Source organism: Streptomyces syringium (assembly GCF_017876625.1).
Classification (GTDB): Bacteria; Actinomycetota; Actinomycetes; order Streptomycetales; family Streptomycetaceae; genus Streptomyces; species Streptomyces syringius.
In genome coordinates this window covers 490,593-509,236 of record NZ_JAGIOH010000001.1, presented here as the reverse complement: position 1 = coordinate 509,236, position 18,644 = coordinate 490,593, and the positions used below count along the sequence as shown (strand labels likewise).

Here is an 18,644-nt window from a genome sequence, read left to right as displayed (position 1 = left end):
CCGCGACGTGATGGTGGTCACCGGGCTGCTGCCCCCCGTGGCCGAGGACGGCGTGCCCTCGGAAGCGTTTCTCGGTCTGGAAGGCGCCGGCGTCATCACCGCCGTGGGAGATCACGTCACCGGCCTGAGCGTCGGCGACCGTGTGTTCGGCTTCTTCCCCGGGGCGTTCGCGTCACACGTACGCACTTCCGCGGCAGCCGTCCGCCCCATCCCCGACGGCATGTCCTTCACCCACGCCGCGACCTTGCCGGTCGCCTACTTCACCGTCCACCACAGCCTTGAGCACCTGGCCCGCCTGCGCCCGGGAGAAACCCTCCTGGCCCACGGCGCGGTAGGAGGCGTCGGCCTGGCGGCAGCCCACTACAGCCGGTTCATCGGCGCCCGCCTCATCGCCACCGTCGGCACACCGGCCAAGCGCGACCTGGCAGCCGTCGCCGGCGCCGAATGCACAGTGGACTCGCGCAGCGCGTCCTTCGCCGATGAGATCCGCCGACACACCGGCGGGCGCGGCGTGGACGTCATCCTCAACTCCCTCAGCGGAGACGCCGCAGCACGCTCACGGGAATTGCTCGCTCCCTGCGGCCGCTTCGTCGAATTGGGCAAACGCGATGTCCTGGCCAACCAGCGCCTGCTGCAAAAGGCCCTGGCGGAGAACACCGCGCTCTTCGTCGTGGACGCAGCCAACATCCTCTGGCAGAACCACGCCCACACCGAAACCGTCTTCGACGAGGTCCTGGACCGCGTCCGCGCCGGGCACTACCCGCCGCTGCCTCATCAGATCTACCCCGCTCACCGCGTCGACGATGCCTTCCGCCTCATGCAGCACTCCAAGCACATCGGCAAAGTCGTCGTCGGTCTCGACGACCCTGTCCCCGTCCACCCCCTGCCACGCCCCCTGCGACTGGACGGTGACGGCACCTACCTCATCACCGGTGGACTGAGCGGCTTCGGCGCCGAGACCGCCCGCCGGCTGGCCGAGCGAGGCGCCCGCCACCTGGCTCTGGCCGGCCGCCGCGGACCACAGGCACCGGAAGCCGCGGCCCTGCTGGAGAGCCTGCGCGCACAAGGTGACCACGCCCGGGCCTACGCCACCGACATCACCGACCCCGCTGCCGCCCGAGCCCTCATCGACGACATCACCGCCACCGGCCACCCCCTACGGTGCGTCATCCACGCCGCCATGCACCTCGACGACGCCGCGCTCACCGAACTCGACGACGACCGCGTCCGCGCCGTCCTCGCCCCCAAGTGGGGCGGCGCCCTGATGCTCGATGCGCTCTGCCCGGACGCCGAACTCATCGTCTACTCCTCGCTGAGCCCCCACATCGGCAACCCGCGCCAAAGCAACTACGCGGCCGCGAATCTCGCCATGGAAGCCCTCGTCCGCCACCGGCGCGCTGCCGGCCGCCCAGGGCTGGCGGTGGCCTGGGGCGCCATCGACCGCGTCGGCTACGTCGCCCGCAACCATCTGGCCGACTCCGCCACGGCCATGGGCTTCCCGCCCGTGGACCCGCGCGACGCGCTCACGGCCATGGAAGGCCTCATGCACCGGCAGGCGGACCGAGCCATCGTCGCCCGCATCGACTGGCAGGTCCTGTCACTGATCGTCCCCCCGGGCGAACGCCCCCGCCTGGCAGCCGTCCTGCCCACCACCTTCGAAGGATCCAGCTGGGAACTGGAGAAGTTTCTCCAACAACTCGCCACCGTCACCTCCACCGAAGCCGCAAGCCTGGTCGAAGACTTCTTCGCCTCCATGACCGCGAGCATCCTGCACATGCCCCCTGAGGACCTCGACCGCCACCGCCCCCTGCAGGAGTACGGCATGGACTCCCTCATGGGCCTGGAGATGCTCGCCAAAGTCCGGACGCACCTCAAGCAAGAACTCCCGGTCGTGGAACTCCTGCACTCCGACGACTCCGTCCACGGCATCGCGGACACCTTCCTGCCCCACCTCCTCCGCCAAGCCCGCACCACCACCCAGACCCCCGGGTGAAACCGGGCGCAGGGGAAAGTCGTCCACAGCCCCTCGCGCGGCGCCCGGCGAGCTGCCATGCTGGGCCCGTGGCGTTGAGCTATCAGGCGATCACCCTGCGTGTCCTGGGTGAGTGTTCGACCACCGGGTGGACGCTGCGTGACGGCGAAACCTGGTGCATGGCCACGCCACCGCGCCACGTGCCCCGGCAGCAGGGCTGGAAGCTGCACCTGTCCGCGACCCCCGCCTCGGCGGCCCGCGTCCTGGAGAGCGCGACCCGGGTCCTGGCGGCACACGCGTGCGCGTTCAAGTTCGCCGTCTCACCACGGGTCACCGCCGAACTCACCTCGGTCCGTGCGCCCCGGGCCCAGTCGGGCAAATTCCTCACCGTCTATCCCCTCGACGACGATCAGCTGCGCGTCCTGACCGGGCAACTCCACGAAGCCACCGTCGGACTCGCCGGGCCGGCGATCCTGTCGGACCGGCGGTACCGGCCGGACAGCCTGGTCCACTACCGCTACGGCTGCTTCGCCCGGCCCCGTGAGCTCAACGACGAAGGTCTCTACGAAGGGCGGCTCCAGGCACCCGACGGAACGTTCGTCGCGGACGAGCGCAACCCGTGGTTCTCACCACCCCCCTGGGCCCGCCCCCCGTTCGACCCGCCCGCCCGCGCCGCCCCGGGGCGCCGCCGCGGCGCCCCCGTCCTCATTGCCGGCCGCTATCTGGTCCGTGAGGCCGTCCGGCACTCCAACCGCGGTGGCGTCTACCGCGCGAGCGACCGGCAGACCGGTGACGACGTGCTGCTCAAGGAGGCCCGGCCGCACATCGGAGCCACCTCGGACGGCAAGGACGCCAGGTACTGGCTGCGCTACGAGGCCGGCATCCTGAAGCGGCTCGCACCCCTGCACATCACCCCGGCCGTCCGCGACGTCTTCGAATCCGCCGGCCATGTCTTCCTCGTGGAAGATCTGATCGACGGCAAGAGCCTCCAACGGTGGACCACCGACGGCATCGCACGGGACGGCCACGGCCTGCTCCCGGTCGCGGCCCTGTGGAAGCTGTCCCGCCGACTCACCCGCATGATCGGCCGGATGCACGCGGCCGGATTCGTCCTGCGCGACCTCAAGCCCGGCAACATCGTGATGACCCCCGACGACACCCCCGTCCTCGTCGACATGGAATGCGTGGTCCGCGCCGACGAACGGACCCATGTCGTCGGCACCCACGGCTTCACCGCCCCCGAGTACCTGAACGGCCCCGACCGGGACGGCGACACACCACCGCCCGCACCCGGCCCGGAAGTGGATTGCTTCAGCCTGGGCGCCACCCTGCTGTACGCCGCCACCGGCATCATCCCGCTGCTCGCCGACGACTCCCCGCCCCGCCGTCCGGCCGGTGAACGGCTCGCGGAGATCGTCGACACCGCCGCACCGGCCGCGCCCGCGCTCCGGGCACTCGCCCCCCTCGTCATCGGCCTCACGGCGGACGGCCCGGCCCGCTGGCCGCTGGAGAAGGCCGCCGCCTTCCTCCGGGCGGACCCCGTCGGGACACCGGCGCCGACCGCACCCGCGCCGGCGCGCGGCGCCGTCGGCCGACTGCTGTCCGACGGCCTGGCCCACCTCGCGGCCACCGCCGAACCGGATGCGGAACACCTGTGGCCACATCCGCGTTCGGCCCCGCTCAGCGACCCCTGCAACGTACAACTGGGCGCGGCCGGTGTGCTGGCCGTCCTCGACCGGGCGGTCCGCTGCGGCGAGACCACCGCCGAGCCGCTGTTACGGACGGCGGCCCGGTGGCTGGACCGACGGCTCACCGCGCCGAGCAGGATCCTGCCCGGCCTGTACTTCGGCCGCTCCGGCACGGTATGGGCGCTCCACGACGCCGCGCGGACGCTCGGCGACCCGGGAATGGCGGACCGGGCCGTGGAATACGCCCTGCGCATCCCGCTCGAGGGGCGCCACCTTGACATCTGCCACGGCCTCGCCGGCGCCGGCCTCGCCCAACTGCACCTGTGGCACACGACGGGTGACCCACGGTTCGCCGATCGCGCGTCGGAGTGCGCCGACCGGCTCCTTCGACTGACCGCGGACGCCGGGCACGGCGTGGACTGGCCCGTCGGTCCGGAACACCGCCGCGAACTCGCCGGCTCCGCCCTGTACGGCTTCGGACACGGCGTCGCCGGGAACGCCGCGTTCCTCCTCGCCGCCGGGCGGGACCTGGGCCGAGCGGACCTCCTCGACATTGCCACCGGCGCGGGGCACGCCCTGTGCGCCGTGGCCGCACCGCGCGGTGACGCGGCCGTCTGGCCGAAGGGGCCGGGCCGGACCGAACGGACCGACCTGAACTTCTGGTGCCACGGCGCCTCCGGCATCGGCACGTTCCTGGTGCGGCTGTGGACCGCCACCGGCGACGCGCGCTTTCGCGAATACGCCGACCGCGCGGCGCGGGCGGTGCACCGGGACCGCTGCCGGATCGGCCCCAGCACCTGCCACGGGGCGGCAGGCAACGCCGAACTGCTGCTCGACCTCGCCGACGCGACGGGGGAGGAGCACTACCGCACCCGGGCGGCGGAGACCGTCACCTGTCTGTACGCCCGGGCGGTCCGGCGCGACGGCCGCCTGCTGGTGCCCGACGACACCCTGCGCGACGTCAGCGCCGGCTACGGCGTCGGCTTGGCCGGCGTGCTGGATTTCCTGCTGCGCCTCACCCACGGCGGCAACCGGTCCTGGCTGGTCGACCCTTGACGACCGGCCGACACCACCACAAAGGAGAAACCACCATGGAAACCGAAGTCCTGGAACTCCAGGAGCTGCCCGAGACGGATGAGCAGTCACTGGAGCCGATGATGTGCTGCGACACCATCTTCACCACCGACCGCACGGACGGATGCACGGAGCCGCCCCGCTGTCGCTAGCAGAACACGGACAACGCAACCCGTTCCGTGCGGTCGGCCGGGAGGGCCGCACGGAATCACCCCGGGGGACAAGGAGCCGACGTGGCGGCATGGACGGCCGTACTGCCGCCCGACACGGCCGCCGCGGCCCTCGGCCTCGTCACCACCCTGGCGGGCCGGCCGCGCTCCACCCCCGCCTGCGTCCGCCCCGACCTCGCCGGCGGCGGACCGGGGCTCGCCCTGACGTACCACCAGTTGGACCGCTGCCTGCCGGGGCTGGGCTGGGGCGCCATGGCCGACGGCTATCTGTCCGCGGCGGTCAAAGGCGCCGAGCGGCTCGGCACCAGCACACCCGCGCTGTTCGGCGGCCTCGGCGGCCTCGCGTTCGCCGCCTGGTCGCTGGCCCCCGAGGACCCCGCGTTCCGGCCCCTGCACGACGGCGTCGCCCGGGAAGCGGGGCGACGGGCCCGGGCCCTCGGCGACGCGCACGGCATGCCCGTCCGGGTTTTCGACGTCATCTCCGGCATGACCGGTACGGGCGCGTATCTGCTCGGCCGCCGCCAGGAGCCCGCCGCCCATGACGCACTGTGTGCCGTGCTCACCGCCCTCGTATCGCTGTGCGGCGAACGGGAGGGCACACCCCACTGGTACACCCCCGCCGAGGCCCTGAGGGACGTCCGGACGCGCGAGGAGTTTCCGCACGGCGTCCTCGACTGCGGCCTGGCGCACGGCATCCCGGGGCCGCTCGCGCTGCTGTCCCTGGCCCTCGGCGCCGGCGTCAGCGTCCCCGGACAGCGGGAGACCGTCGCCCGTGTGGCCGGATGGCTGGTGGCACACCGCACCGATGACGCGTGGGGCACCGACTGGCCCGGAAGGGTGCCACCACCCGGCCGGCCCGCTCCCCAAGGCCGCCGCCCCGCCGGGGCGTCGTGGTGTTACGGCAGCCCCGGCGTCGCCAGAGCGCTGTGGCTCGCCGGAGGGGCGCTCGACGACGCCTCCTTGCGCGCCCTCGCGCTGGAGGCCCTCAAAGCCGCCCTCCGGCGGCCCGCGGCGCGACGCCGCGGCGACGGCACCCCCGGTCTGTGTCATGGAGTGGCCGGTCTGCTCCACATCACGTCCCGCTTCGCGTCGGACACCGGCGACCCGGAGCTCGCCCGGGCCGCGGCGGCGCTCGCCGGGCAGTTGCTCACCTCACCCGCGCTCTCGGCCGAAGGCCCCGGGTACCTCGAAGGCGCGGCGGGTGTGGTCCTCGCCCTGCTGGCGGCGGCCACCGATGTCGCGCCGACGTGGGACCGGCCGCTGCTCCTGGCGTGAGGGCCGGCTGCCGCGCGGCTAGCGCACGAGGTCGCTCGGGTCGGTATTGGCACCGCACAACACCACAGCGACCCGTTCGCCGCGGCCGGGCACGTAGGCCCCGGACGCAAGGGCCGCCAAGGCGGTGCCCGCGGCGTGCTCGACCGCGAGACGCCGGTGGTCCCACAGCGACTGCCGGGCGTCGACGATGGCGTCGTCGGGCACGAGGACGGCGTGGACGTCGTCGTGCTGGGCGGCCTCCAGAGCGGTGCGCGAGACGCGACGGGCACCCAGGGAGTCCGCGGCGACGGAGTCGACGGCGACGTCGACCGGCCGTCCGGCCGCCAGGGCGGCGCCGAGGGCGCGGCAGTTCTCCGGCTCGACCGCCACGACGCGCACGCCGTGCTGACGGGCGGCGGTGGCGACGCCGGCGAAGAGGCCCCCGCCGCCGACGGCGACGACCACGGTGTCGAGGCCGGGGATCCGTTGGTGGATCTCGTCGAGGAGGGTGCCGGCACCGGCCGCGATGAGGGGATGGTCGTAGGCGTGGGAGGAGAGCGCCCCGGTGGTGGCGGCGAAGTCCTGGCACGCGGCGAGCGCCTCGGCGTACTCGGTGCCGGTCAGGCGCACATCGGCCCCGTAACTGCGGAGCTTGGAGACCTTGACGGCGGGCGCGGTCTCGGGCAGGAACACGGTGGCGGGCACGCCGATCCGGCGGGCGGCCCAGGCGCAGGCGAGTCCGGCGTTCCCGCCCGACGCGATGGTGACCCCGGCGTCGGGCAGGGCACCTTCCTCCCGGTGCGCGGCGAGGAAGTTGTGCGCGCCGCGTGCCTTGAAGCTGCCGGTGTGCTGGAGCTGTTCGAGGGCGAACCACGTCTCGCACGGCAGGCCGCCGGGTTCGCCGGGGTCGGCCGGGGCGAGGGCGACGGGCCTGACGTGCCCGGCGACCCGGCCGGACGCTCGCTTGATGTCGTCGTAGGTGAGGCGCTGCACGGTGGTTGTCCTCCGGCGGGATCGGGGCCGAGCGAGGCCGGCCGGTGCTCGTCCTCGCATCCTCGCAGGTCCGGCCCTTGGCCCTGGTGGGTGGTCGGTCGCCTCGGGCGGCCGTAGCGCGGGCGGCGGCCGGCGCTACGACCGGACCGGATCGAGGAGCGGTGCATACCGCTCCTCCCGATGCCTACTCGATGACGAGATCGACCTTGATGTTGCCGCGGGTCGCGTTGGAGTACGGGCAGACCTGGTGTGCCTGCTCCACCAGGCGGGTGCCCGTCTCGCCCGCGAGGTCGGCCGGGAGCTCGACGCGGAGGGTGACGGCGAGGGCGAATCCCGGGCCTTCCTTGCCGATGGAGACCTCGGCGGTGACGGAGGCGTCCTGGGTGTCGACCTTCGCCTGGCGGCCGACGAGGCCGAGCGCACTGGCGAAGCAGGCCGCGTAGCCGGCGGCGAAGAGCTGCTCCGGGTTGGTGCCCTGGCCGTTTCCGCCGAGCGCCGGGGGCATGGCCAGCGCCAGGTCGATCTGCCCGTCCGTGCTCACGGCCCGGCCCTCGCGGCCGTTGGCGGTGGCGACAGCGGTGTACAGCGCGTCCATGGAAGGTCCCTTCGAGTCGGTTCGGCGGGCTGGGTCCGCCCGCCGCACAACAAAAGCATCGCACACGATTGAGTTGTGCACAATCTAATCGGGTCGGGGCTACCCTGGATCCATGACCACGCCGCCCCTCCCGCTGCCGGACGACGCGGAGCTGCTCCGCCTCGATCACCAGATCTGCTTCTCGCTGCACGCCGCGTCGAGGGCCTTCGGCGGCGTCTACCGCAGTGCCCTGAAGGACCTCGCCCTGACCTATCCGCAGTACCTGGCGATGATGGTCCTCTGGGAGCACGGCCCCCAGCCGGTCAAGGCCATCGGTGAGCGGCTGCGGCTCGACTTCGGCACACTCTCCCCGCTGCTCAAGCGCCTGGAATCAGCGGGTCTGCTGCGGCGCGAGCGGAGCGCCGAGGACGAGCGCTCGGTCACCGTACGGCTCACGGAGGAGGGCGAGGCGCTGCGCGAGCGGGCGCTGTCGGTGCCGCGCCGGATCGCCGAGGCCGCCGGGATGCCGCTGGACGACATCATCACGCTGCGCGGACTCCTCGAACGGCTCACCGACAATCTGGACGCCGCGCAGAACGGCCGGCCGAGGTAGCTCCCCGGCCGGGCCCACGGGCGTGGGGCGCTGCCACGGAATGCGCCGGAGCGGGGATATGCCGGCGGGGTCACCGCGCGGGTGAGGACGCCTTCCAGGGGGCGAACGCGTTGTTCACCGACTTCATGGACGAACGCAGCTCGGGAAAGTGCCGCAGGAGCACACTGACCATGCTGTTGTTCTCGATCCAGTCGAGACCGGTCTGCGTGTACACCTGAGGTGTGTAGTCCTTGGTCAGGAAGCGGTCGCTGTTCAGCCGGCGGGACGCCATGAGGACGAAGATCCGGAAGGCCGTGTCGCTGAAGGCGAAGCCCTTCGGCCGGGGCTCGGCGAACATCCCCACCATGAGGTCCACCTGCTCGATGTCGCCGTCGTACACCCGGCGCAGTTCCTCGGCCCAGACCGGATTGTCCGTGAGCGAGTCGAAATCCTTCGCCGGGGGGAGATGCAGCCGGCGCCTGAATGCGTTGTACCGCGGCACGCCGAGTTCTCGGATGCGCAGGATGTCGACCGCCCCGAGGTCCATGAGATTGCCGTCGGGGCGCTCGAACTCCTGAAGGAACCGCGGGTAGTTGTGCAGGGTCACCAGGCCCGGGTGCGAGGTGCCGAAGGAATAGAAGAGATCGTGCAGCGCATGCTTGCCGAGAATCTTGTAGGCGTGCCGTCCCGCCAGGTCCCGGAAGGTCGCCTCCTGCAGCAGCGAGTCGTCCGCGACCGAGCGGAAAGTCCAGTCGTCGGGAACCAGCGGATGCATCCGGTAGACGGCCACGAACTCCTCGGTGAGGGAGTAGGGAACGCCGAAATGGTCGGTGCGCCCGCCCACGATGCCGCTGAGCACCTCGCTCGAGCTGACCCGGCCGAGCAGCCGGTGCACCCGCTCACCGAGGACGCCGAACCAGTTGACGCGCATCCCGGTGACCATCGTCGGATGGCTGATGACCGCCGGCGTCCATTCGATGGTGTGAATCTTGGCGATGAGTGCCGCCGTGATCAGGCGCGCCCGCTGGAAGATCTCCTCGTCCGACCAGCCGGGGTACTCGCCGCGCAGCCGGTCGCAGATGGCGTTGTGTTCCAGGATGAACAGCGTGTGCATCATGGCGAGGCCCACCCAGAACCCGGGTACGCTCGCCGGATCCCGCTCGGGGTCGTCCGGGAACAGCGAACCGTTGCGGGGGACCTTGAGCTTGCCGTCCTCGCCCGTGCGCAGCTGCCGCTGTGCGGCCAGGTCGTCGCCGTAGAGCTGGGACGCGTCCCACCAGTGCGACTTCTCGTTGATGTACGTCGGCGGCAGGCCGTCGCCGCCCTCCGGCCGGGTCGGGTCGGGCAGCGTCCGTGGGACGAGCATCGGCCGGGCGGGCCACGGGTCGTCGTCGACCAGCTCGATGTGCCAGGGGCGCTCCACCGTGCCCTGACCATGGCTGACCCAGTCCCGGATCATGAACTGCAACCACGCCGCGACCAGGGCGTTGACGGACTCCGCGGGCACGAACGCATCCCGCGTGAGGACGGCCCGGCTCACCTCACGGGGGCTCGGTGACATGAGCTGCGGCTCGGTTTCGGGGGTGTTCGCCTCCGGGGGGACGTTGCGTCCGAAGCGCGAACCGGCCATACCCGTACGCGGGTTGCTCAGGTCGTTGTACGAACCGTCGGCTGTGCGCTCGGTGAGGTGCCGCGGTTCCGGCGGCCCGATCGGTGGGGGCGTCCGCGTCGGATAGGTGCTGGTGTCGAAGAGGTTCTTCCGGCGCAGATTGTTGCGGAGACCGATGAGGGTCAGCATGCCGAGCGACTTCGGCAGATTCTGCCAGCCGACCTTGTGGTCGACGGCCAACGCCAGCTTGTTGTGGAGCTGGACGAACCAGGACGTGCGGCCCGCTGAGCCGTCGGGAGCTCTACCCATCGTGGAAATCCTTCCGGCGTCCGGTGCGGGTGTCGATGAAGGCAGCGTTCAGTGCGTGGACGGACGGCAGCACATCCGCCGCTGGGCCAGGAAGGTGAGGGCGACGTTGACCGTCGAGATCGCGGTGGCGGCCATCGCCGGACGCCGGGCGAGAGTCCCCTGCTGCCCGGCCCAGGCGGCTGACAGCGTGTCGCTCGTATGGATGAGCGTGCCGACGCGCAGCGCCCGGTCGAGCTCGTCCGGGTCCTTGAGGCAGAGCAGCTCGGCGCCCAGGACGACGGTGCGGACACCGAACATCCGCAGCACGTGGATCAACGCCGGCCGGCTCGGGTCCGCCCCCAGCCGACGGGCCACCACCTGGGGGGCCAGGAGTGCCGCGACGCCGTTGACCAGCCGGATCCCGGCGAGGCTGTAGCGAGCGATGGTGGGCCCGTCCATGGTCGTCGCCCCTTTCCCGAGGGGTAGTGCGTGCCGCGTACGACGCTAGGGCATGTCCTGCCGGATCGCGCGCCGAGTCCGCCGCGTGGCCGAGCCGTGTCAGCCGCCGTCACCCGGGTCCTCGTGCGGTGTGCCGTTCATCGACTGCCGGAGCTCTGAGAGCCGGAGATAGATGGTGCGGCGGGCACGGTTCTGGTTGCCGAGCGGGCGGTGCTCGGGCAGCGCGTGCCAAGGGTTGAAGGAGAGCCGGTCGGCAAGGGCGAACTGTTGCGTCGCGTCGAACTCCTGCCTCGGCAGACGCAAGGTGGCCACGGGGACGAACGGCGACAGCCGTTCCGGCCAGACCACCGAGGCGTTCTCGATGGGCATCCGATGCGGATCGGTCTGCACTTGGACGAGGAAGTCGAACGTGACGTCCCGCTCCCGCAGCGTCCTGGCCAGGGCCTCGCGCAAGTAGTCGTCCGGCGGGTTCCACGGTGCCCGCGTGCGGGCACCGTCACGCGGGACCACGGAGTACTGCATGGCCTGGCCCTCACCGAGCAGATACGGGGTGCAGCTCCAGTACCGGGCCTCCAGAGGGCTGGAGTGTGTTCTGGCGTACAACCCCTGCATCACCATGTCGCACAGATGCGGGTGGCGCGGGCCCAGGAAATACAGGAGCGGGGTGCCGTCGAAGACGTGCCGCTGCAGCTCGAGATTCTCGACGACGTCCGGGGTGGTGAAGGTCGGCGCGCTGATGCCCGTGAAGTCCTGGCTGGTCCGCTCGTCGTCGAGCAGCTTCGCTCCTTGAACGCCGAGCAGTTTCACGCCGATGCTGAGGACGCCGTTGTCCTTGATGTCGGGCGGCGACAGGGGACCCGGCCCGGCGAAGCGGACCCACGCCCGGAAGGTCGCCGGGCGGCTGAAGACACCGTGACGCAGCCGCTCGGGCAAGCCGGCGGGCACGGTGAACTCTCCGCGCACGACCCCGTAGGTCTTGGTGTTCCCCGCCCGCTGCGCGCGGCCGGGCGCGTACTCGCGTGCGAGGAAGCGGCCCATCCGGCGTGCGATGTCCTCGGCGATCCCGGCTTCCTCGGGCCGGACCGTCTCCTCGGCGAGACGAAGGTGCTCATCGCGGCGGCGGACGTTGATGAGCCACTGCACCAGAGCCTGGACCGGCCGGCGCAGCAGCCGGTCCAGCAGCGGCCGGATGTAGGGATCGACGCGCCGTTCGAGCCGGACGCACCACAGAATCGCGTCGTTGACCCGCTGCGCCCCGGTCACCGCTGCCCGCCCTCCTCTGTGGCCTTACAGAGATAGCGCAGCGCCCGCAGCCCGGGCAGGAAGAAGTAGGCGCCACCGCGTACGGAGACGAACTGGGGCAGGTCGAGGCGGCGGGTGCGCAGGGGCCTGGCCTGTTCGGTGAAGGTGGAGCGACGGTTCGAGCGGGGTGCGACGAGCGGGTCGGGGGAGTCGTAGAGCCCGTTGAAGTTCGGATTGTTCAGCCAGGTGTGCTGGATGAACTCGAACTGGCGCGAGATGTTCGCGTTGAGGCAGAGGAAATGCAGCCCCTGCTCGCCCCCTGGACCACCATCCGCGTAGGCCCGGCCCCGGCGCAGGATCCGGTGTCGTCTGCCGATCGCGACCGAGTCGGCGGAGCCCGGCCGGGGGTCCAGCGAGTCCCGCGGATTGGCGCGGCGGACGTGCGCGCCGAGGGGGCAGCGCAAGCCGTCCCGATCGGTGGCGAAATAGCCGAAGTCGTTGTCCGTGGCGCGGTCCGGGTCGTCCCGCAGCGGTGCGTGGACCAGGGGTGCGCCGCCGGGCCAGCGTCCCACCATCCGCGCGGCGAGCGCGTCGCGCGCGGCGGGATCGCCGGTTCCGTCGGGGTGCCTCGTCGCCTCGTCGAGGTAGGACCGGAACGCGTCGACGTCTTGACGGAGTTGCCGGAAGACCAGGTAGCTGCCGTTGTGTCCGAGGTCCGCGTCGGTGCCGTCGGGTACGCGGGGCAGCAGGCCCGCGGAGTCGTGCGGGGACGGCAGCAGCGGCCGGTCCGTCAGCAGGCCGTACTCGTTGGGGTAGCCGAGGACGAACTCCCCGGCCTTGACCACCTCGTCGCCGGCTGTGCCTTTGGCGCGGGCGGCTGTGGCCCTGGGCAGTCCCTCGACGAGCGGTTGTGAGATGCCGTCCCGGAAGCCGAAGGGTTCGCGTTCGGTCAGTTCGGCCGTTCCCAGCCGGACGATCTCGGCGAGTGCGCCCGCGGCGAGGGCGACGTGGCGCACCTCCGCTTCGAGCCGTCCCAGCCCCGCCTCGTCCCGCGCGTACAGCAGGGCGACGGCGTGCACGGGAGGGGTGGCCGGGCCGCCCCATCGCCAGTACCGGGGCGCGTTCTCCCCGGTGTCACCGAGGAGACGGCTGCGGTTGGGGTCGGTCATCCCCGAGAGGAATTCCTCGGGAAACCCCTCGTGGCGGGGGGCTTCCAACCCCAGAAGCCGTATTCCGTCCGAGGTGAAGGCGAGGTTCACGGCCACCTCCGGGGGCTCGGCGCGGCCGCTCGTCACCCGTGGTGTCAGCTGACCGAGAGCGGTGCGCGCGCCCGCGGGATCGGTGATCGAGAGCATCAGGAAGCTCGCCCACCGCAGACCGCCGTAACCGCGGACGATGAGTCCCTGCATGTCGTCGAGGTCCAAAGTCGCCGCCATCACGTCCCCTTCCTCAGAGCAGGGCGAGCCAGGCCTCGGTACCGGCCGGGCTGAGCGTGCCGAACAGACCCGCGCGGACCCGGGCATTGGTGCGGACGTTGTCGGTGGTCAGAGTGTCGTACGCGGAGTACCAGACCTGGTTCGGCAGCTGATGGGAGCGGAGGTAGTGCTTGAAGGCCAGCTCGTCCTTGGCGCCGCCGCGCACGAGCCACCGGGTGCGGGGATAGCCCAGCCCGTTGCTGAAGACGGCGTTGAGGCCCCAGGCGACCTTGTCGATGAAGTCGTCCATGTAGCTTTCCAGGCTGCCGTCGTAGTTGCTCGCGAAGATCACCCGTCGTTTGCCGTCGATGAACAGCCAGCGGGCGAAGTGAATGGTCTTGACCCCGGCGAGGTTCCCCCGGTGGAAGAAGTGGCGGACGCCGTAGTCGACGACGAACAGGATCGCGGTCAGGGTGATCCGTCTGAACCGGCCGGGCTTGACCGCGCCGACGGCGGTGAAGGGATTCTGCGCGCCGAAGTCCTCACGGGAAGCGAGCTCACGCACATGATCGCGGCCCGGACGCGCCCGGCTGGGCACGTCACGGCGCTCGTGCCGTCGCACCAGCACGGCCCACACCGGCAGGGCGATCACCAGGAGCGGCAGCAACGCCAGGCCGGCCAGCGGTACACCGACGAGATGGGCCGCCCGGCGGATCCGCCATCGCAGAGCGGGCAGCGCCGGCCGCGAACGCGCCCAGGCCAGGTCCTGGCGACCGGTGACGTACTCCTGGACGGCGGCGCGTACCCGGGCGGGACTCTCGCCCGACAGCTCGGCACGGTGCCGGTCGAGGAACTCCTCGATCGCCTCGCGCAGCCGGGCCTCGTTCAGTATCTGCTGCCGCCCCCGGCCGACGGTATGGACGTAGAAGGCCGCGCACGGCACGTGATGCGACCGCAGCCAGGCGACCCGCTCGCCCTCCGAAGCCCCGTCCGCCGGATACCCGTCGCAGTACGCGAAGACCTTGTCCAGCTCGTCACCCGCGCTACGGACGAGGTCGGCGAGGTGGACGGCCACCGGAACATCCACCTCGCTCATGTAGACGACGCAGGGCGGCTGCATCTCCCCGGTGCCGTCCGGCCCTCCGGGAACCAGGAGCAGCCGTGCGAAGTGGACCCCCGCCACCTCGGCGAACCGGAAGACCTCACCGGCACCCCTCCGGCCGGCTTCATTGAGCACCTCCCGCACGTCATCGACCCGGGCCGGGGGCACGGTGGCCAGGACGGTGACTGCCGACTGGTGCGGCATATCCAGCACCTCCCACCCTGCCTCGCGGCTGACGGGTCGTCGCCTGTGGTGTGCCAGGACGTCTCAGGTACGCGGACCGGCGAAGTGCAGGGAGAAATTGAGGATCCTGCGGCGCCCCCAGTAGACGATTCCCAGGTAGCGGTGGGGGCCGATCTGGCGGATCTCGTCACGTATCCGGTGTGCGAGAACAGAGCTGCGGGAGTAGTCCAGGACGATGCACTCGCCGTCGTCGAGCAGGCTCGAGTCGCGGTAGACCTTCGCGCGTATCGCCCGCACGCCGAGGGGCGTGACCTTGTTGCGCAGCCCGCCGCCGTCGCGGTCGAAGACCTTCCCCTGCCACGCGAGGAGACGTACCGACGCGGCCACCGCCCTGGACAGCTTCGCACCGCGTGCCACCAGTACCGTGCCGCGCCCCTCTCCCCGAGGTATCTCCCCGGGGGGACTGGCGCGGAACAGCCGGTCGAGTTCCGACCGTGACATGGTCAGCAGCTCATCGACGTCCGCCCCCGTGTCGTGACTCATCACATACACCTCCAGGGCGGCTCCAGGAGCGCGCCGTCCCTGCCCGCGTCCGGGCGCGGCAGCCCTCCTGCTCACTCGCCAGCACCATCGTATTTCGGTTCACTTTCCCCGGCATCTCGCAGCCGTCGCTCTTCTGCGCCGTCCTCTGAAACTAGTAGGACACTACAAAACTTCCTCGTCCAGTTCCGTGGATCACCGCACATGATCATCCTCGGTAGCCCTGGCAGGGTTGACGATGAGTCGATTCCTCCCCGCGATCGTCCGAGCGGGGAGTTGTATCTCTACTACAAGGGGGTTCATCCGTGAACGCTGACACCAACGATGTGGTGGTCACCGGTCTGGGGGCCACGACTCCGCTCGGCGGGGATGTCGCTTCGACCTGGTCGGCGATGCTGGCCGGGCAGTCCGGGATCAGCCGGATAACGGAGGAGTGGGCGGACGGCTTTCCCGTGCGGATCGCGGGCAGGCTCAAGGCCGAACCGACGGAGGTCCTGGACCGGGTGCAGGCCCGCCGCATGGACCGCTGTGAGCAGATCGCGCTCGTCGCCGCCCGTGAGGCATGGGCCGACGCGGGCCGCCCCGACGTCGATCCGGAGCGGCTGGCCGTCGTCATCGGCACGGGCACGGGAGGCGCGTTGACCCTCCTGGGCCAGGACGACATTCTCGAGGCCTCCGGAGTGCGGCGCGTGTCCCCCCACACCGTGCCGATGCTGATGGCGAACGGTCCCGCCGCGTGGGTCAGTATCGACCTCGGCGCCCGGGCCGGTGCCCACACCCCCGTCAGTGCCTGCGCGTCCGGGGCCGAGGCGATCGCGATGGGGATGGACCTGATCCGGCTCGGCCGGGCCGACGTGGTGGTGGCAGGCGGCACCGAAGCCTGTGTCCACCCGCTGCCGCTCGCCGGGTTCGCCCAGGCCAAGGCCCATTCGAGGCGCAATGACGAGCCTCAGCGGGCATCCCGGCCCTTCGACGTCGACCGCGACGGCTTCGTGATCGGCGAGGGATCCACCGTGGTGGTCCTGGAGCGTGCCGAGTTCGCCGCCGCCCGGGCGGCTCGCGCCCACGCGACACTCGCCGGGGCCGGCGTCACCTCCGACGCGTACCACATCACCGGCGCACACGCCGACGGCCAAATCCGCGCCATACGCCAGGCGTTGACCGCCGCGGGACTGTCCCCGCTCGACATCGAGCACGTTCATGCCCACGCGACGTCCACGCCGCAGGGCGATCTCGTCGAGGCCGAGTCCATCACCGAGGCCATCGGCACCCACCCGGCCGTCACCGCGACCAAGTCCATGACCGGTCACCTCTTCGGAGCGGCGGGAGCGATCGGCGCCCTCGCCGCGATCCTCGCGGTCCGTGACGGCGTCATCCCCGCCACACAGAACCTCGACTCCCTCGACCCGAAGGTGAAGCTCGACATCGTCACGGGCGGGCCCCGGCGAGGAGGACTGAAGGCGGCGCTGACGAATTCCTTCGGCTTCGGCGGTCACAACGCCTCGCTCGTCTTCACCCCTGCTCCCTGACCCTTCAGTGCAGTTGCTGTACCCCTGCCGCGTCGCGGACGAAGACCGAACGGGTGTCGGCCGGGCGGTACCGCTCCTTGGCGGTGAACGTCTCGGGGGTGCCGGTCACGGGCGTGTCCGGCGGTTCGAAGTACAGGACGTACGTCTTGGCCGTCTCCGATACGTCCGTCAGTTGCAGCCAGCCTTCGTAGCCCGCTGCCGGGAAGGTACCGGTAGCCGTGACGGTCACCGCGGTGGCGGTCCGGGTGAAGGCGTAGTCCGCGGTGCCCAGCTCCAGACGTTTGCGGTCGCCGTCCTTCCAGCGTCGGAAGAGCTCGATCCACTCGTCGGGCCACGGCCCGCCGCCGGCGACCGGCGGCATGTCGCTCTCCAGACGGGCGAGGATGTCGTCGGCCTGCGAGACGACCGCGTCGTAGTCCCAGAGGTCGAACGCGAAGGCCATGTGCTCGCGGTCCGTCGCCCGGAACATGGGCTGGATGTGCAGCTCGAAGACGGGCGTGCGCATGTCAGTCGTACACCTCCATCAACACGTCCCTCAACGCGACCTCCGCGACGAGTTCCGCCGGTTCCTGGGCTTCGCCCGTGGGCGTGGGGGAGGGGAGGTACTGGAGCGTCAGCACATGGTCCCCGGGCGCCGCCGTCGCCGAGGCCAGCACCGCCGTCACGTCGAAGCGCGCGGTGCCGGCGGTCGGGTGGTGGGCCGGCGGCCCATGACCTCCGTGGTGGCCATGGCCTCCGTGCGGTCCGTGCGGGGTGCCGTGCCCACCGCCGTGGGAGGCATCGTGCGCCCGCCACATCGACACGTAGCCGACGCCGTAACTCCGCGCGAACGCCTCGTCGTCCCGCCGGAACTCCACGTCGGCCGGATGGACGAAGGCCCGCAGCATGTAGCTTCCGGTCACCGGCACCTTCAGCTCGTCCAGCCTCACGACCACCCGCCTGCCCCGGTCGGGCGGGGCCGTGAGACGGAACTGCACCCGGGCCTTCTCCCGCAACTCCGTTGTGAAGTCGGCCTCGGACACCGCTTCCAGCGGCTGCGTCATCATCAGCTCACGAGGTGGCGACGGCGGCGGCACGGGCACCCCGAAGACCGTGTGGAGCTGGTCGGTGTACGCATACGCGTAGTCCAGGTCCAGTGTGCTGTGGAAGTCCGCGACCTGGTGCCTGGGCTGGTCCAGGAACCCGCGCAGATCGTGGTCCGGTGAGGAAAGGGGCGGTGAGCCGTTGCGCCGTTGCCACTCCGCCCACAGCAGGTCGATGAAGCAGTGGAAGCTGAAGTAGATCGGGTCCTGGGCCGCCGTGCCGGGTTCGGCCATCAGGCCACCGATGAACTCGGGGTGCATGTAATTGTGGGGGCCCAGCTCGAGCCGGCCGTAGTCCCCGCCCGGGTGTGCCTCCGGGTACCCGCCGAACTCGCCCGGGTCCGTCTCGGTCGTCACGATCTCGAGCGTGTCCGGTGGCAGGGGCGTCGGGGAGAGGCTGCGCCCCGGTGAGGACAGTCCGGGCAGGTCGAAAGCGGCCGGGAACTTCCCGGCCGGCTGGGCGTGGATCCAGTCCCAATAGGGCACCGTGACGTTCGCGGTCCTGGGCGGGTCCGTTCCCTGCAGAAGCTTCTCGAAGTAGTGCAGGTGCGCGCGGTGCCACGGCAGGAACAAGTCGCTCCCGTGCTCGCACGGGCCGACGAAGACATCGTTGTGCAGCGCGGCCTGGAAGTCGTATCCGGCCGGATCGTCGGGGTCCGCCGCCGAGCGCGCACGCAGGATGTCGACCGCGTGGATGTAGTCGCTCAGCTGACCCGCACTCAGTTCGTTGATGTCCTGACGGCTCTTGGGCATGGCTGTGCCTCCAGTCGCGAACGAAACTAGACGAGCCGACGGCGAGTGGGCGGCACGCGTCCGAACGTGGGCGTGGCACCCCGCTCCGGTCTCCCATTGGCGTATTCCACACAGCGCCCGGGCCC

The 18,644-nt window shown here is 71.2% G+C and carries 16 protein-coding genes; 6 read left to right on the top strand and 10 right to left on the bottom strand.

Going from position 1 to position 18,644, the window contains the following annotated elements; genetic code table 11:
• The first annotated feature begins 10 nt into the window (after positions 1-10).
• The 4 genes from JO379_RS02315 (at position 11) to JO379_RS02305 (ending at position 6,179) form a co-directional block, all read left to right on the top strand.
• The gene (locus JO379_RS02315; RefSeq protein WP_209513533.1) at positions 11-1,993 is read left to right on the top strand and encodes an SDR family NAD(P)-dependent oxidoreductase; all 1,983 of its coding nucleotides are present in this window, start codon (positions 11-13) and stop codon (positions 1,991-1,993) included.
• Positions 1,994-2,151: 158 nt separating this feature from the next.
• Positions 2,152-4,716: a class IV lanthionine synthetase LanL gene (gene lanL, locus JO379_RS02310; RefSeq protein ID WP_209518443.1), complete on the top strand. Its 2,565-nt coding sequence runs from the start codon at positions 2,152-2,154 to the stop codon at positions 4,714-4,716.
• 35 nt (positions 4,717-4,751) lie between these two features.
• Entirely contained in the window at positions 4,752-4,886 is a 135-nt protein-coding gene (locus JO379_RS33595; protein ID WP_263454252.1) for a hypothetical protein, read from the top strand.
• Between the two features lie 81 nt (positions 4,887-4,967).
• The gene (locus JO379_RS02305) at positions 4,968-6,179 is read left to right on the top strand and encodes a lanthionine synthetase C family protein (RefSeq protein ID WP_209513532.1); all 1,212 of its coding nucleotides are present in this window, start codon (positions 4,968-4,970) and stop codon (positions 6,177-6,179) included.
• Positions 6,180-6,197: 18 nt separating this feature from the next.
• Here the strand turns inward: JO379_RS02305 and JO379_RS02300 are convergent, their stop codons facing one another.
• Positions 6,198-7,151, bottom strand: a complete 954-nt coding sequence (locus tag JO379_RS02300) for a threonine/serine dehydratase (RefSeq protein ID WP_307841861.1) — start codon at positions 7,149-7,151, stop codon at positions 6,198-6,200.
• 184 nt (positions 7,152-7,335) lie between these two features.
• Positions 7,336-7,746 (bottom strand): organic hydroperoxide resistance protein, encoded by a 411-nt coding sequence (locus JO379_RS02295; RefSeq protein WP_209513530.1) that lies wholly within the window; start codon positions 7,744-7,746, stop codon positions 7,336-7,338.
• 112 nt (positions 7,747-7,858) lie between these two features.
• Between JO379_RS02295 and JO379_RS02290 the strand changes: the two genes are divergently transcribed.
• The gene (locus tag JO379_RS02290) at positions 7,859-8,338 is read left to right on the top strand and encodes a MarR family winged helix-turn-helix transcriptional regulator (protein WP_209513529.1); all 480 of its coding nucleotides are present in this window, start codon (positions 7,859-7,861) and stop codon (positions 8,336-8,338) included.
• Positions 8,339-8,408: 70 nt separating this feature from the next.
• On the opposite strand, the gene JO379_RS02285 is transcribed toward JO379_RS02290, so the two are convergent.
• The 6 genes from JO379_RS02285 to JO379_RS02260 all read right to left on the bottom strand — a co-directional run bounded on the left by JO379_RS02285 (position 8,409) and on the right by JO379_RS02260 (position 15,158).
• The gene (locus JO379_RS02285; RefSeq protein WP_209513528.1) at positions 8,409-10,235 is read right to left on the bottom strand and encodes a peroxidase family protein; all 1,827 of its coding nucleotides are present in this window, start codon (positions 10,233-10,235) and stop codon (positions 8,409-8,411) included.
• A gap of 48 nt (positions 10,236-10,283) precedes the next feature.
• Positions 10,284-10,673, bottom strand: coding sequence for a hypothetical protein (locus JO379_RS02280; protein ID WP_209513527.1), 390 nt, complete (start codon positions 10,671-10,673; stop codon positions 10,284-10,286).
• Between the two features lie 99 nt (positions 10,674-10,772).
• A complete protein-coding gene (locus JO379_RS02275; protein WP_209513526.1) occupies positions 10,773-11,936 on the bottom strand; it encodes a catalase family protein in 1,164 nt (387 codons plus the stop codon).
• Positions 11,933-13,351: a Dyp-type peroxidase gene (locus tag JO379_RS02270; RefSeq protein WP_209513525.1), complete on the bottom strand. Its 1,419-nt coding sequence runs from the start codon at positions 13,349-13,351 to the stop codon at positions 11,933-11,935. The genes JO379_RS02275 and JO379_RS02270 overlap by 4 nt, the downstream gene beginning before the upstream one ends.
• Positions 13,352-13,364: 13 nt before the next feature.
• Positions 13,365-14,636: a hypothetical protein gene (locus tag JO379_RS02265; protein WP_209513524.1), complete on the bottom strand. Its 1,272-nt coding sequence runs from the start codon at positions 14,634-14,636 to the stop codon at positions 13,365-13,367.
• Positions 14,637-14,699: 63 nt separating this feature from the next.
• Entirely contained in the window at positions 14,700-15,158 is a 459-nt protein-coding gene (locus JO379_RS02260) for a hypothetical protein (RefSeq protein WP_209513523.1), read from the bottom strand.
• A 302-nt stretch (positions 15,159-15,460) separates the two neighbouring features.
• Here JO379_RS02260 and JO379_RS02255 point away from each other — a divergent pair, with 302 nt between their 5' ends.
• Positions 15,461-16,684: a beta-ketoacyl-[acyl-carrier-protein] synthase family protein gene (locus JO379_RS02255; RefSeq protein ID WP_209513522.1), complete on the top strand. Its 1,224-nt coding sequence runs from the start codon at positions 15,461-15,463 to the stop codon at positions 16,682-16,684.
• Positions 16,685-16,688: 4 nt separating this feature from the next.
• On the opposite strand, the gene JO379_RS02250 is transcribed toward JO379_RS02255, so the two are convergent.
• A complete protein-coding gene (locus tag JO379_RS02250) occupies positions 16,689-17,189 on the bottom strand; it encodes a hypothetical protein (RefSeq protein ID WP_209513521.1) in 501 nt (166 codons plus the stop codon).
• Position 17,190: 1 nt separating this feature from the next.
• Positions 17,191-18,519 carry a tyrosinase family protein gene (locus JO379_RS02245; RefSeq protein WP_209513520.1) on the bottom strand — a complete coding sequence of 443 codons (1,329 nt, stop codon included), beginning with the start codon at positions 18,517-18,519 and terminating at the stop codon, positions 17,191-17,193.
• Positions 18,520-18,644 lie beyond the last annotated feature (125 nt).